This window comes from Microbacterium sp. Y356 (assembly GCF_059445355.1).
This window is the reverse complement of sequence record NZ_JCAIUE010000001.1, coordinates 1538959-1551315: the sequence shown is the minus strand read 5'-3', so window position 1 is coordinate 1551315 and position 12357 is coordinate 1538959. Positions and strand designations below refer to the sequence as shown.

Sequence of the window (12357 nt, the reverse complement as noted above, 5' to 3'; positions counted from 1 at the left end):
ACTTGGTGGGGTGGGTTGGATTTTCGCGGTGCCTCTTCTTGGTACCCCGCGACGTGTCGTGCTCCTTGACGGCTACTCCTTCACGGCACCCGATGTCAGCCCCTGCACGATCCAGCGGCTCGCCAGGGCGAACATCACCATCGTCGGCAGGATCGTCACGACGGCTGCGGCCGACATCGAGCCCCAGTCCACGTTGAACGTGGAGATAAAGCCGTTCAGCGCGGCGGGGACCGTGCGATTCTCCTCGGAGTGCATCAACACGACCGAGAGAAACAGCTCATTCCAACAGTTGACGAAGTTGAAGATGAACGCGGCGATGATGCCAGGAGTCATCACCGGAACCAGCACGCGGAACAGAGCACCCAGGCGTGAGCATCCGTCGATCATCGCCGCCTCTTCGAGCGCCACGGGGACGTTCTCGAAGAAGCCGCGCAGCATGATCGTGGAGAACGGGATGCATACGGCGATGTAGACGAGGATCAAGCCGAACTTGCTGTCCACCAGATTCAGGTCCGCCATCATCGAGTACAGCGGGCCCAGGGCGATGAACGCGGGGATCATCTGGGTGAGCAGGAACGCGATCAGGACCGCTCCTTTGCTGCGGAACTCGAAGCGGGAGATCACGAATGCACTGAGCAGGGCGATCAGCGTCGCGGTGAGGCCGGCAACGAGCGAAACGATCGCGGAGTTCGCCAGGAATACCCCGAAGCTGTTGTTCTCAAACAGATTCGCGTAGTTCTGCGTCGAGGGCTGGCTGGGCCAGTACTCGATGGGGAACACGTTGACCGTCGATGGAGCCTTGAACGAGGTGAGGGTGATCCAGTAGAGCGGGAACAGCGTCAGCAGCATCCAGACGGTGAGCCCGACGGCGCGCACGACTCCGCCGACGGTGACCTTGCGCCGCCTGCGGGTGGGTGCGGGGCGGCGGGTGCCGGACGGCCGTGCCAGCTGCACGGTGGCGCTCATTTGCTCACCTTTCTCATCGTCAGCAGATAGAACGCGCAGAACACGAACAGGAAGGCGACGACGATCAGTCCGATCGCGCTCGCGATTCCGTAGTTGCCCTGCTGGGTGTAATTAATCATCCAGGTGGTGATGATGTGCGTTTGGCTCGCTGGCCCCCCAGCAGTCATCGCCCAGATGATGTCGGGGAAGTTGAAGGTCCAGATCACACGGAGAAGCACCGTGAGCAGCAGCGTCATGCGGATGTAGGGGATCATCACCGAGAACAGCTGGCGCGCCTTGCCTGCGCCGTCGAGGCTCGCAGCCTCCAGCATCTCGTCCGGCACGGACTGGAGGGCCGCGAGGATCATGATCGCGAAGAACGTCACTCCGTACCAGATGTTGGCGATGATCACGGCGAGCATCGCCAGCTTGGGGTCGGCCAGCCAGGGCAACGGAGCGTCGATGAGGCCGATCTTCATGAGCAGATCGTTGACCACCCCGAACTCGGCGTTGAACATCCAGCGGAACAGCATCCCGATGAGGAAACCGGATACTGCCCAGGGGAAGAACACCAGCGCCTGGTAGACGCCGCGGAAGCGGAACCGTTTGCGCAGCGCGAGCGCGATGAGGAACCCGATGATGAACTGCGGCACCAGCGAGCCAACGACCCACAACACCGTGTTCCACGCGACCGTCGGGAAGACCGGATCGCTGAAGACGCGCACGAAGTTGTCGAAGCCGACGAACGGGGTGGATGTCAGATCCCACAGATTCCAGTCGTGGAAAGCCATCCGCACGCCTTGCAGCATCGGATAGTACGTGAACCAGCACACGAACAGGATCGCCGGGGCCAGGAAGGCGAGGATCGTCCAGGCGTGCCTGGCACGGAACATCCGCTTTCCTGGCCGCGCCGGGACGGCCCCACCGGATTCACCGGTGGGGCGCCTCGAACGCGTCAGTGTCGTCATGGATCAGTCCTTTTCGGCGGCGTACTTGTCTGTCCAGTACGCATCCCACGACTCGAGCAGTTCTGTGCTGGTCATGTTGCCCAGCAGCACGTTCTGCACATCCTGGTCGGACTTCTGGATCCACTCCGTCCACCAGCTCACACCGCGCGGCTGCTGCACGTTCACGTAGGTGTCGGGGTTGTCGGTCATCGTCACGTAGCTCGTCCACGGACCTGACGCGTAGAAGTCATCGTCTGCGGCTGCGGCGATGATCGGGACGAGGCTGTTCGCCTGAGCGAATTCGGTGGCAGGTTCTGCGGATGAGAGGAACTCGACCAGATCTACGGCGGCATCCTTGTGCTCACTGGCCTCGGCGATTCCCCAGCCGGCGACGGCGAGCGGCTGTGCAGCCTTGCCCGTCGGGCCGACGAGGAGCGGCGCGGTGTCCCACTGATCTTCGGTCAGGTTTGAGTCCTGCACGGTCGCGATGACCTCGGGGTCCTGCAGAAGGAACGCCGTGGAACCGTTCGTGAAGCCGGCCACCATCTCGGGGTAGCCCCAGGAAACGGCAGATGGCGGAGAACCCTGTTCGAACAGCGCGAAGTAGTCGTCGACGGCATCCTGCGCTTCATCGGCAGAGAAGATCGTCGAGCCGTCCTCGAGGAGGAACGCATTGCCGATGTCGAGGTCATCGATCACGTAGGCCTCGATTGCGGCGACGACGTTCGTGTTGCCGTTCTGGCCGCCGCGGAACGCATAACCGTAGGTGTTGTTCGCCGGGTCTTGGATGGCGGATGCCTGCTCGAGAAGGTCTTCCCAGCTCTCGGGAGGGCCGTCGAAGCCGGCCGCCTCGACGAGGTCGGTACGGTAGAACAGCGACAGGCCGTAGAAGCCGTAAGGAACGAAGTAGCTCTCGCCGTCACCCTCGGCGGCCGCCTTCGCATTGTCGGTCAAAGCATCCCAGCCGTCCCAGCTCGACAGATCGTCGGTCATGTCGTACAGCCAACCGTTGTTCGAGAACGGGCCGACTGTGATGTCGCGCACCTCGAGGACGTCTACGCCCTTCCCGGCCTGCAGCATCTGCTGGATGGTCTTGTCCGCCTGCTCGGTCGGCGGCGAGATCAGCTTCACCGTGACCCCGGGGTTGTCTGCCTCGAACTCGTCGAGGAGGCCTCGGAGTAGTTCGGTGCGCGCAGGGTTGGTCAGGCTCTCGACCATCTGGAGTTCGACGTCGCCGCCGTCACTGGACGAGTCGGAACCACCGCCGGAGCAGGCAGTGAGCGCCAGCAGGGCGACTGTGCCCATGCCGACGGCTGTCATCACACGAGTGCGTTTCATGACGTACCTCTTTCTGTGTTGTTCGATCGGGTGAGAAGGTCAGATTGCCGCGGACTCTGCGGCGCGCAGAATCTCAGGGATGCAACGCTCGATGTATGCCTCGAAGTCGCTGATCTCGGTGTAGAGGTGAACAGAGAGGCGGTAGTACCCGCGCCCCTCGAAACTCGTGAACGCGGTCTCGACGCCGACGCGGTCGAAGAGTGTCATGCGCAGAGCATCCGCCTCCTCGCGTGTCTTGCCGAGGCCATCAGGCAAGCGGATCAGTCGCATGGCATCGACCGGCATCGGCAGACGCGCGAGCGCGTCGTCTGCGACATAAGGCTGCACAGCATCCGCGATCATGCGCGCGCCGTGATCTGCGAGCTCGCGCATGGTCTCGCGGGTGCGCTCCCAGGTGTACTCGCGTTCGATGAATTCGATCGCAGCCGGGGTGCTGATGTAGGTGGTGGCGTCGACCGTTCCCTGAGTGTCGAAGCGACCGGGGAACGGTTCAGCGGCACCCCAGGAGTCGATCAGCGGCCAGAGGTCCTGGCGGTCGGGGTCGGTCGTGACGAGCAGGGCAGACCCGCGAGGTGCGCAGGACCACTTGTGCATGTTGCCGAACCACCAGTCGCCGCCGCCGACTTCGGCTGCATCCGCAATGAGCCCCGGCGCGTGCGCTCCGTCGACGAGCACGCGGATGCCGCTTTCGTGGGCGAGCGCGGTGATCTCGGCCGTCGGCAGCTTCCGCGCCGTAGGAGATGTGATCTGGTCGACGACGATCAGGCGGGTGCTCTCACTGATCGCCTGGCGGAAGAGCTCGATGACCTCATCTGCGGAAGCGAACAGAGGGATGCTGACCACCCGTACGTGCGCGCCGAAGCGTCGGGCGAGGCGGGCGGCGCCCATCGTGATGGCGCCGTATCCGTGATCCGTCACGAGGATCTCATCATCGATGCCAAGACGCAGGCTGTTGTAAACGACCGTGGCCGCGGCCGAAGCATTCGGCACGAAGGCGCTGTCTTCGGTGCGCGCGCCGAGGAACGGTGCCACCTTCGTTCGTGCATCGGCGACATGCTCTGCGATGCGTGGAAACCAGCCGACAGGGTTGCGATCGGCCTGCGCGCGTAGGGCATTCTGGTGATGCACCACTTCGGTCGGCACGGCGCCGAAGGATCCGTGATTGAGGTGGATGATTTTGGGATCAAGCGGCCAGGCATCCCGTGCGCGCATTCCCGACGCGAGGCGCACGGGTGCAAGAGTGGGGGAAGGATGCTGCATGGTGCCTCGTTCGAAAAAAGATCGGATGCCTGGAACTTGTTGTACAACGCTGTCACATTACGGGCAATAACGCGATGTTCGGGCATAGATTTAGCAAAGTCGTAATACAACTAGGTGAAAGGTGCGCAGATGGGCGCAATGGAGACAGCACTGCACGGGCTGCGTGCGCTCATCGCCGACGGCGATCTGAAGCCAGGGGACCGACTACCCAGCGAGGGTGATCTGTGCGCGAGGCTCGGAGTGTCACGGGGGCCGCTGCGTGAGGCGATCCGGACGCTCTCGGCGCTTGGAGTGATCGACACGAGGCACGGATCAGGCAGCTATGTCTCGGAGTTGCACGCCGCCGACCTCATCAAAGGACTCGGACTCACCGTCGGGCTGCTGCCACTGGACTCGATCATCGAGTTGTACGAGCTGCGGCGTGCGCTCGAAGCGCATGCGGCGAGCCTCGCGGCCGCCCGCATCGACGACGAGCTGATCGCCAGGCTCGATCATCTGCTGGTGCAACTCGAAGCTGTGTCCGATGACGAAGCGCTCTCGGAACTCGACCATGAGTTTCACTCGGCGATCGCCGACGTCGCGGGAAATGATGCGCTCGCCACGCTGCTCGACGTGCTGCGTGCACGCTCGCGCGCCTACCGCATCTTCTCCACAGAGGATGCTGCGCAGATCAAGATGTTGTCGGATGCCGGACACCGCGCGATTCTTCGTGGGCTTGAGGCGCGTGATCCGGTGGCCGCGTCCGCCGCGGCCGCCGGCCATGTCGCACAAACCGAGTTCTGGTTGCGCAAGCATCAGCCGCCGGTCGGCTCCTGACCCTCTGGCATCCGATATCTGTGACAATCTGACATTCTTGCGCCGAGGAATCTTCAGAGGCTCTAGCGTTGAACCATGGTCAACTATCGCTTCCTCGGAAACAGTGGTCTCAAGGTCTCTGAGATCACATACGGCAACTGGGTCACGCACGCATCTCAGGTCGAAGACGACGCTGCAGTAAAGACGGTGCATGCGGCGCTGGATGCCGGTATTACCACCTTCGACACGGCTGACACCTACGCGAACACCGCGGCGGAGGTCATCCTCGGCAAGGCGCTGGAGGGCCAGCGCCGCGAGAGCCTGGAGATCTTCACGAAGGTTTACTTCCCCACCGGGCCCAAGGGCGCGAACGACACCGGGCTCAGCCGCAAGCACATCCTCGAGTCCATCAATGGATCGCTCACGCGCCTCGGCACCGACTATGTCGACCTTTACCAGGCGCACCGCTTCGACTACGAGACTCCGCTGGAGGAGACCTTCCAGGCCTTCGCCGATGTGGTTCGTCAGGGCAAGGCGCTGTACATCGGCGTTTCAGAGTGGACGGCAGAGCAGTTGCGCGAAGGACACGCGCTGGCGAAGCAGGTCGGCGTGCAGCTCATCTCGAACCAGCCGCAGTACTCGATGCTGCACCGTGTGATCGAGGGCAAGGTCGTGCCGGCATCCGAAGAGCTCGGCATCTCACAGATCGTCTGGTCGCCGATGGCGCAGGGTGTGCTCAGCGGCAAGTATCTGCCCGGTCAGCCGGTGCCGGCAGGGTCGCGCGCGACCGACCCGCACAGCGGCGCCGACTTCATCAAGCGGTTCCTGCAGGATGACATCCTCACCGCCGTGCAGAAGCTCAAGCCCATCGCCGAGCAGGCCGGCCTCACGATGCCGCAGCTCGCGATCGCGTGGGTGCTGCAGAACAAGAATGTCGCGGCAGCGCTCGTCGGAGCATCCCGACCAGAGCAGCTCGCCGACACGGTCAAGGCATCTGGCATCACTCTCGATGCTGACACGCTCGCCGCGATCGACACCGCCCTCGGCGACACGGTCAACCGCGACCCCGAGGACACTTACTCGGTGTCACCGCGCGCCCGCCTGGTCTGAGTTTCTCGCCCGTTCTTCCTCGCCGAGCCCCCGTCTTCGCATCGAGCCCCCGTCGTATTGACGTCAATACGACGGGGGCTCGGCGACAAGACGGGGGCTCGGCGGCAGTGGTGGGGCGCGAGATCAGGTCAGCGTGATGTCGACCTGGAGCTCTGTCGTCAGACGCTCCAGGTCTGCGCGCAGGGCATCGAGATCTGTGGATGCCGGAACCGCCGCCGACACTGTCGCCTCGAACAGTCGGCCGCCCGACATGGCGGCATCCTTCGTCTCGGTCGTCATCTCGTGGATGCTGAGTTCGTGTGCGTGCAGCACCGCGGAGACCTCGCGCACAATGCCCGGACGGTCGTTGCCGAGGATCTGCAAGGTGACTGGGCGGGATGCAGTTCTGTCTAGGGCATCCGCCCCGGTGTGTACCGCGATCGTGAGCAAGCCATCGAGCGCGCGCAGCGCCGTCTCGAGATCAGTCTGCCGATCGGGCGTGACGGACACCTGGATGACTCCGGCGAACACACCGGCGAGCTCGGCCAGCTGGCTGTTCTCCCAGTTGCCGTCGTGTGCGTCGACGACATCGGCGACTGCGGCGACGAGGCCGGGGCGATCGGATCCGGCGACGGTGAGGATCAGAGTTGTCATGGCGCCAGCGTAGCCCGCAGCGGGGTCAGCTGTCCCAAACTCCGGTCTCGAGGAAGTCGTCCATCTGGGCGCGATGCGGGGCGAGATCCCAGCCCTGCGCCGCGACCCAATCATCCGAGTAGTACGTGCCGGCGTACCGTGCGCCGCCGTCGCAGATGAGCGTGACGACGCTGCCCTTGCGGCCCGCCGCGCGCATTCGGGCGATGAGCTGGAACGCCCCGACCAGATTCGTGCCGGTCGATCCGCCGGCCCAGTGCAGCGTTCGGTCCTTCAACAGACGGATGGCTGCGATGGACGCCGCATCCGGAATCTGCAGCATTTCATCGATGACACCCGGCACGAATGACGGCTCAACGCGCGGCCGACCGATGCCTTCGATGCGGCTGGGAGTGCCGGTGGTGTAGTCGGCGGCGCCGGTGCTCCAGCCGCCGAAGAACGCCGAGCCCTCTGGATCGACGACCGCGACGCGCGTCGGATGCTGGCGGTACCGCACGTAGCGACCGAAAGTGGCGCTGGTGCCGCCGGTGCCGGCTCCGACCACGATCCAGTCCGGAATCGGGTGCCGCTCTCGGGACAGCTGGCTGAACACGCTCTCGGCGATGTTGTTGTTGCCGCGCCAGTCAGTGGCCCGTTCGGCGTATGAGAACTGGTCGAGGTAGTGTCCGCTGCACTCGGCGGCCAGACGCTCCGCCTCCGGGTACATCTCGGGAGCCCGATCGACGAATTGGCAGCGGCCCCCGTAGAACTCGATCAGGTCGATCTTCTCTTGGCTCGTCGACCGCGGCACGACGGTGACGAACGGCAGTCCCAGCATCCGTGCGAAGTATGCCTCGGACACCGCAGTCGAACCGCTGGATGCTTCGACCAGCGTCGTCCCCTCGTGGATGCGTCCGTTGACGAGGCCATAGAGCAGCAGTGATCGGGCGAGTCGATGTTTGAGGGATCCGGTCGGATGCACCGACTCATCCTTCAAATAGAGGTCGATGCCCCACTCGGGCGGCAGCGGGAAGACGTGCAGGTGTGTGTCGGCGCTGCGGTTGGCGTCTGCTTCCAGCAGTGCGATGGCGTTGCTGGTCCAGGAGGTCATGCAATCGAGCGTAGCTGCGCGCTCATAGTGCCAAGTACAAGGCGACGGCGCCGCCGGCGAGTGCAACCAGTACGACCGCCATCACGAGTGGCACGACCCAGCGCGGACGGCGCTTGAGGGGACGAATCGTCGGTGAAGGCTTGGTCAGCGGGCCAGGCGCCGGTGCGGCACGACCCGTGAGATCGATCAGCGCAGGGGTAGGCCCGCTGGGCGGACCTGGATGCTTCTCATTCCGTTCGTCACTCATCGGAGTAGCCGCCTTCGCCGGTGTCGCCGTCGTATCGGAAGGTCCGGTCGCTCAGCGTGATCTGGATATCGGAGCACCGCGGCTGCTCAGACGACGGCAGGTCCTCGAGGTGGGTCATCCGGTCAGCATATTCCAGTGCGCGGTTCTCATCCACGCCCCAGATCGCGGCACTGTTCATGTCGGCAGCTCTCTCTGAGGGGCAGTCATCACCTTCAGAGAGAGACTGTACCCGCGCGCGACGTGCCGCCGCGGCCGTCGATGTGCAGCAGCGAAGCCTGCGATTGCTCTTGACGCAGCTGGAATTCGAATCGTGAGCGATCGCCACGGTGCAACGCGATGAAGTACTCGATCGGAGTGCCGGTGGCATCCCGGCTGATGCTGCGCAGTCGCAGGAGGGCCGACCCCGCGCTGACGTCCAAATGCTGCGCCTGGTCATGTGTCGCGACCGTAGCCTCGGCCGAGCGCACGCCGTCAGTCGCCTGTATCCCGTGCTCGGCGAGTACGCGGTAGAGGGATGCTTCGGACAGATCGACGCCGAGCGTGACAGTGCCGATGGCATCCGGCATCCACGTCGTTGAATATGACCACGGTTGGCCGTCCACGTGACGGAGACGCTCGAGCGCGATGACGGGGGAGCCCACCGGAATTTCGAGGGCCTCGGCGACGTCGGCATCGGCATCTTCGTGTTCATGGCGCAGGATGTCGCTGTGTACGTGACCACCACGTCGTTCGACGTCGTCGTAGAGTCCGATCAGCGTGTGCACCAGCGACTCGGCCGTGCGCGGACGTGAGACGAAAGTACCCTTTCCCTTGACTCGCTCGACCAGCCCTTCATGCTCCAGTTGCGCGAGTGCCTGACGAACGACCGTGCGCGAGATGCCGTACCGCTCACAGAGCCGGTGCTCGCCGGGAAGCGGGTCGCCGGGCATCAGTCCGTCGCGGGCGATGCCCTCGATGATCAGCTGACGCAGTTGGTCGTACATCGGAGCGGCAGAGTGTCGATCGATCGTGTCGTCCGCAGTCTGGTTTGTGGCCATCTAGAACGCCACCCCCGCGTGCAGGATGACGTTGGCATAGGGGGTGAACTCACCGGAGCGCACGAAGGCGCGAGCCTCGTGGGTGCGCTTCTTGAACTCCACGTGCGGTACGAGCTCGATCTCGATTTCTGGCAGCCGTTCGCGGAGGGCCGTGAGTACCTCGGGGCTCTTCTCAGCGATCTCGGCGGATACCGTCGCGCCTTCGACGACCATCTCGGCAAGCACTGTGTCGAGCACGTCGAAGAACGCGGGTGCGCCGGGACGATAGGCAAGGTCGATCCGCTCGGAGCCGGGAGGAATCGGGAGCCCGGCATCCGTCACGACGATGAGGTCAGTGTGCCCGGTCTCGCTGATGACGCGCGAGAGGGCCGGGTTGATCGTGGTCGAGGTCTTACGCATGCGAACTCCTGATCAGACGGAAGCGCGGGATGCCAGAAAGGCATCGACGTCGCGGCGGAGGGGAAGGCTGGGGGATGCGCCCTGCTTGGTGACGGCCAACGCGCCGGCGGCAGTGGCGAGGCGCACGGCGTCGGGCAGTGTGGCGCCGTTTGCGAGGGCGGCGCCGAGGTAGCCAGCGTATGCATCGCCAGCGGCGGTGGTGTCGACGGCCTCGACTGGCAGCGGCGGAACGAACTCGGCGCCGTCTGCGGTCACGACGCATGACCCTTGTTCGGCGAGCGTGATGACCGCTGCACCGACGCCCTGGGCGAGGAACCAGCGCCCGGCCTGCTCGGCGGTGGCGGCATCCTTCACCTCAATGCCGCTGAGTACGGATGCTTCGGTCTCGTTCGGCGTGACGATGTCGATGTTGCCCCACACTTCTGCGGGCAGCGCGGCGGCAGGGGCCGGGTCGAGAATCACGGTCATGCCATGCTCACGTCCGCGTGCGGTGATGTGCGCGGTGAGGGCGGATGGCGTCTCGAGCTGAGTGAGCAGCACCGAGGTCGTCGCGGCGAGCGCGTCGAGTGCTGCGTCGATCTGCGTGGTGTTCAACTCGGCGTTGGCGAGCGGCACCATCACGATGTCGTTCTGCGCGGAGGCATCGACACGGATGTGGGCGATGCCGGTGGGGCCAGGGACCGTGCGCAGGTGGGTGAGGTCGACTCCGGCCTCGCTGAGACCGTCGATGACCAGGTCGTGGAAGAGGTCGTCACCGACGCACCCGACGAACGATGTGTGTGCGCCGGCGCGTCCTGCGGCGACTGCCTGGTTGGCACCTTTGCCTCCGAGCATCATTGTGAACTGATCGCCGAGAATGGTTTCTCCGCGTGCAGGGAGACGTTGGGAGAAGGTGGTCACATCTGCGGTGACGCTGCCGACGATGACGACGCCGGTGCGTGGTGTAGCGGGCGCGTCGGTGGGGGAGGCGGTCATGGGGCTCCTGATCTTCTTCTTCGGCTTCATCGTCTTCGTCGTCTTCATCGTCTTCTTTGGCGGAGGTCTTCTTTGACTTCGCCGAGTCCTGTCATTACATTAGCCGAGTCTGTACTTGTAACGACAGGTTGCATCTAAGGAGTCGAAGACATGTCTGCAGTCGCAGCCGTTGCCCCGCGCTTGTACGTCGACAGTGCCGATCTCGAGCGAGTCTCACGGCTTCTGGATGCCGGAGTCGTACACGGCGTGACCACCAATCCGACGATCCTCGAGCGTGGTGGACGCAAAGCCGCCGAGATTCCCGATCTATACGAGCGGTGGGAGTCTGAGGGCGCGAAGGAGATCTTCTTCCAGACGTGGGGTGCTGACCGCGCTGAGCTTCTACGCAATGCTGCGATGATCCGCGCGTTCGGCGAGCGGGTGGCGGTGAAGGTCCCGGCGACCACCGATGGCTTCGCCGTGGCATCCGCTCTTGTCGCCGACGGCGCGACGGTTCTCATCACAGCCGTGTACTCGGTGGCGCAGGCGCTCGCCGCGGCGAGTATCGGGACGACGTACATCGCGCCCTATCTCGGTCGGCTGAGGGATGCCGGTGTCGATGGTGATGCGCTGATTGCCGAGATGCAGGAGGTGTGTGCAGGTAGCGCGACGAACGTGCTTGCCGCGAGTCTGCGTTCGGCAGATGACATCACCAGGCTGCGGCTGGCCGGCGTGCCGTACTTCACCGCCGCACCCGACGTGCTTGACCAGGTGCTGTTCCACGAGGTCAGCGACAGTTCGGCCGTCGAATTCGACGCCGCCATGGGCCGGATCGGGGCCTGAGCCGCCTCGGTAGTCGTCAGGCGTCAGTCGTCAGGCGTCAGGCGTCAGGCGTCAGGCGTCGGTCGCGGCCGCGGCCTGACGAAGCCAACGCTCAACGCCGGCGATGTGCGCCGTGGCGAGGGAAGTCGCAAGGTTCGGGTCGCGCTGGGCGATCGCTTCGGCGATGGCGCGGTGCTCCGACAACGTGCGCTCGACGGCACCCTGCTCGGTGAGGCCTCGCCACACTCGTGCGCGTACCGTCTGACTGCTGAGGTTTTCGATGAGACTGGCGAGATAGGAGTTACCGGCCATACGGACGATGTCGCGGTGGAAGCGGATGTCGTGCTCGACCAGTTCATCGATCGTGACCTCGGCGTCGACAGTTTCGAGTTCGCGGTGCATCGCGTCGAGCGCCTCGGGGGTGCCGAGCGTGGCGGCAAGGCCCGTCGCCTGGGACTCCAGCATCCGCCTCACAGCGAAGATCTCGAGCATCGAGTCGTCGTCATGCATGTCGACGACGAACGAGATGGCCTCCAGCAGCAGATGCGGCTCTAGGCTCGTGACGTAGGTGCCGTCGCCACGACGCACATCGAGTACGCGGATGACCTCGAGCGCCTTGACCGCTTCGCGCATGGAATTGCGGGACAGACCGAGCCGCTCGGCGAGTTCCTTCTCGGGCGGAAGGCGGTCTCCGGGGGAGAGCTCCCCGGACATGATCATCGCCTTGATCTTCTCAATCGCCTCGTCAGTGACTGCCATAGCCACAATCCTAGCCAGTGATCC

General features: G+C 64.4%; 15 protein-coding genes. 3 read left to right on the top strand and 12 right to left on the bottom strand.

The annotated features are described in order from the left end of the window. Nucleotides 1-72: 72 nt before the first annotated feature. From AC1C2Q_RS07430 to AC1C2Q_RS07415, 4 genes are read right to left on the bottom strand one after another with little or no spacing between them, the layout of a single operon-like run. Nucleotides 73-966, bottom strand: coding sequence for a carbohydrate ABC transporter permease (locus tag AC1C2Q_RS07430; protein WP_495449573.1), 894 nt, complete (start codon nucleotides 964-966; stop codon nucleotides 73-75). Further along, the gene (locus AC1C2Q_RS07425) at nucleotides 963-1913 is read right to left on the bottom strand and encodes a carbohydrate ABC transporter permease (protein WP_495449572.1); all 951 of its coding nucleotides are present in this window, start codon (nucleotides 1911-1913) and stop codon (nucleotides 963-965) included. Before AC1C2Q_RS07425 ends, AC1C2Q_RS07430 begins: the two co-directional genes overlap by 4 nt. A gap of 3 nt (nucleotides 1914-1916) precedes the next feature. Continuing rightward, on the bottom strand, nucleotides 1917-3230 hold the full coding sequence (locus tag AC1C2Q_RS07420) for an ABC transporter substrate-binding protein (protein WP_495449571.1): 1314 nt from the start codon (nucleotides 3228-3230) through the stop codon (nucleotides 1917-1919). Nucleotides 3231-3269: 39 nt separating this feature from the next. Beyond that, nucleotides 3270-4490 (bottom strand): aminotransferase class V-fold PLP-dependent enzyme, encoded by a 1221-nt coding sequence (locus tag AC1C2Q_RS07415; RefSeq protein WP_495449570.1) that lies wholly within the window; start codon nucleotides 4488-4490, stop codon nucleotides 3270-3272. A 129-nt stretch (nucleotides 4491-4619) separates the two neighbouring features. On the opposite strand from AC1C2Q_RS07415, the gene AC1C2Q_RS07410 reads away from it, so the two are divergent. Together AC1C2Q_RS07410 and AC1C2Q_RS07405 are read left to right on the top strand one after the other, a co-directional pair. Beyond that, nucleotides 4620-5306, top strand: coding sequence for a FadR/GntR family transcriptional regulator (locus AC1C2Q_RS07410; RefSeq protein ID WP_495430435.1), 687 nt, complete (start codon nucleotides 4620-4622; stop codon nucleotides 5304-5306). 75 nt (nucleotides 5307-5381) lie between these two features. After that, nucleotides 5382-6395 (top strand): aldo/keto reductase family protein, encoded by a 1014-nt coding sequence (locus tag AC1C2Q_RS07405; protein ID WP_495430434.1) that lies wholly within the window; start codon nucleotides 5382-5384, stop codon nucleotides 6393-6395. A 123-nt stretch (nucleotides 6396-6518) separates the two neighbouring features. Here AC1C2Q_RS07405 and AC1C2Q_RS07400 read toward each other — a convergent pair whose 3' ends face one another. The 7 genes from AC1C2Q_RS07400 to AC1C2Q_RS07370 are packed head-to-tail and all read right to left on the bottom strand — an operon-like array spanning nucleotide 6519 to nucleotide 10773. Beyond that, entirely contained in the window at nucleotides 6519-7028 is a 510-nt protein-coding gene (locus AC1C2Q_RS07400) for a glycine cleavage system transcriptional repressor (RefSeq protein WP_495449569.1), read from the bottom strand. Between the two features lie 25 nt (nucleotides 7029-7053). Beyond that, the gene (gene cds1, locus AC1C2Q_RS07395) at nucleotides 7054-8115 is read right to left on the bottom strand and encodes an L-cysteine desulfhydrase Cds1 (RefSeq protein WP_495430432.1); all 1062 of its coding nucleotides are present in this window, start codon (nucleotides 8113-8115) and stop codon (nucleotides 7054-7056) included. A gap of 22 nt (nucleotides 8116-8137) precedes the next feature. Then, nucleotides 8138-8362 carry a hypothetical protein gene (locus AC1C2Q_RS07390; RefSeq protein WP_495449568.1) on the bottom strand — a complete coding sequence of 75 codons (225 nt, stop codon included), beginning with the start codon at nucleotides 8360-8362 and terminating at the stop codon, nucleotides 8138-8140. Continuing rightward, on the bottom strand, nucleotides 8355-8540 hold the full coding sequence (locus AC1C2Q_RS07385; protein ID WP_495449567.1) for a hypothetical protein: 186 nt from the start codon (nucleotides 8538-8540) through the stop codon (nucleotides 8355-8357). The genes AC1C2Q_RS07390 and AC1C2Q_RS07385 overlap by 8 nt, the downstream gene beginning before the upstream one ends. A 34-nt stretch (nucleotides 8541-8574) precedes the next feature. Beyond that, nucleotides 8575-9399, bottom strand: coding sequence for a GntR family transcriptional regulator (locus AC1C2Q_RS07380; RefSeq protein ID WP_495430429.1), 825 nt, complete (start codon nucleotides 9397-9399; stop codon nucleotides 8575-8577). Next, on the bottom strand, nucleotides 9400-9798 hold the full coding sequence (gene rbsD, locus AC1C2Q_RS07375; RefSeq protein ID WP_495430428.1) for a D-ribose pyranase: 399 nt from the start codon (nucleotides 9796-9798) through the stop codon (nucleotides 9400-9402). It abuts the gene before it with no gap. A gap of 12 nt (nucleotides 9799-9810) precedes the next feature. Further along, complete coding sequence (locus AC1C2Q_RS07370) at nucleotides 9811-10773, bottom strand: ribokinase (protein WP_495449566.1); 963 nt, start codon at nucleotides 10771-10773, stop codon at nucleotides 9811-9813. A 150-nt stretch (nucleotides 10774-10923) separates the two neighbouring features. Between AC1C2Q_RS07370 and AC1C2Q_RS07365 the strand changes: the two genes are divergently transcribed. Further along, on the top strand, nucleotides 10924-11595 hold the full coding sequence (locus AC1C2Q_RS07365) for a transaldolase family protein (protein WP_495449565.1): 672 nt from the start codon (nucleotides 10924-10926) through the stop codon (nucleotides 11593-11595). A gap of 51 nt (nucleotides 11596-11646) precedes the next feature. On the opposite strand, the gene AC1C2Q_RS07360 is transcribed toward AC1C2Q_RS07365, so the two are convergent. Next, nucleotides 11647-12333, bottom strand: a complete 687-nt coding sequence (locus tag AC1C2Q_RS07360) for a FadR/GntR family transcriptional regulator (protein ID WP_495449564.1) — start codon at nucleotides 12331-12333, stop codon at nucleotides 11647-11649. Nucleotides 12334-12357: the final 24 nt, after the last annotated feature.

Excerpts from the sequence above, each read along its gene's own strand:
- AC1C2Q_RS07380 (WP_495430429.1), bottom strand. The coding sequence starts at position 9,399 with ATGGCCACAAACCAGACTGCGGACGACACGATCGATCGACACTCTGCC.
- AC1C2Q_RS07365 (WP_495449565.1), top strand. The coding sequence starts at position 10,924 with ATGTCTGCAGTCGCAGCCGTTGCCCCGCGCTTGTACGTCGACAGTGCC.
- cds1 (WP_495430432.1), bottom strand. The coding sequence starts at position 8,115 with ATGACCTCCTGGACCAGCAACGCCATCGCACTGCTGGAAGCAGACGCC.
- AC1C2Q_RS07415 (WP_495449570.1), bottom strand. The coding sequence starts at position 4,490 with ATGCAGCATCCTTCCCCCACTCTTGCACCCGTGCGCCTCGCGTCGGGA.
- AC1C2Q_RS07430 (WP_495449573.1), bottom strand. The coding sequence starts at position 966 with ATGAGCGCCACCGTGCAGCTGGCACGGCCGTCCGGCACCCGCCGCCCC.
- AC1C2Q_RS07385 (WP_495449567.1), bottom strand. The coding sequence starts at position 8,540 with ATGAACAGTGCCGCGATCTGGGGCGTGGATGAGAACCGCGCACTGGAA.
- AC1C2Q_RS07405 (WP_495430434.1), top strand. The coding sequence starts at position 5,382 with ATGGTCAACTATCGCTTCCTCGGAAACAGTGGTCTCAAGGTCTCTGAG.
- AC1C2Q_RS07360 (WP_495449564.1), bottom strand. The coding sequence starts at position 12,333 with ATGGCAGTCACTGACGAGGCGATTGAGAAGATCAAGGCGATGATCATG.
- AC1C2Q_RS07420 (WP_495449571.1), bottom strand. The coding sequence starts at position 3,230 with ATGAAACGCACTCGTGTGATGACAGCCGTCGGCATGGGCACAGTCGCC.
- AC1C2Q_RS07410 (WP_495430435.1), top strand. The coding sequence starts at position 4,620 with ATGGGCGCAATGGAGACAGCACTGCACGGGCTGCGTGCGCTCATCGCC.
- AC1C2Q_RS07370 (WP_495449566.1), bottom strand. The coding sequence starts at position 10,773 with ATGACCGCCTCCCCCACCGACGCGCCCGCTACACCACGCACCGGCGTC.
- AC1C2Q_RS07425 (WP_495449572.1), bottom strand. The coding sequence starts at position 1,913 with ATGACGACACTGACGCGTTCGAGGCGCCCCACCGGTGAATCCGGTGGG.
- AC1C2Q_RS07390 (WP_495449568.1), bottom strand. The coding sequence starts at position 8,362 with ATGAGTGACGAACGGAATGAGAAGCATCCAGGTCCGCCCAGCGGGCCT.
- rbsD (WP_495430428.1), bottom strand. The coding sequence starts at position 9,798 with ATGCGTAAGACCTCGACCACGATCAACCCGGCCCTCTCGCGCGTCATC.
- AC1C2Q_RS07400 (WP_495449569.1), bottom strand. The coding sequence starts at position 7,028 with ATGACAACTCTGATCCTCACCGTCGCCGGATCCGATCGCCCCGGCCTC.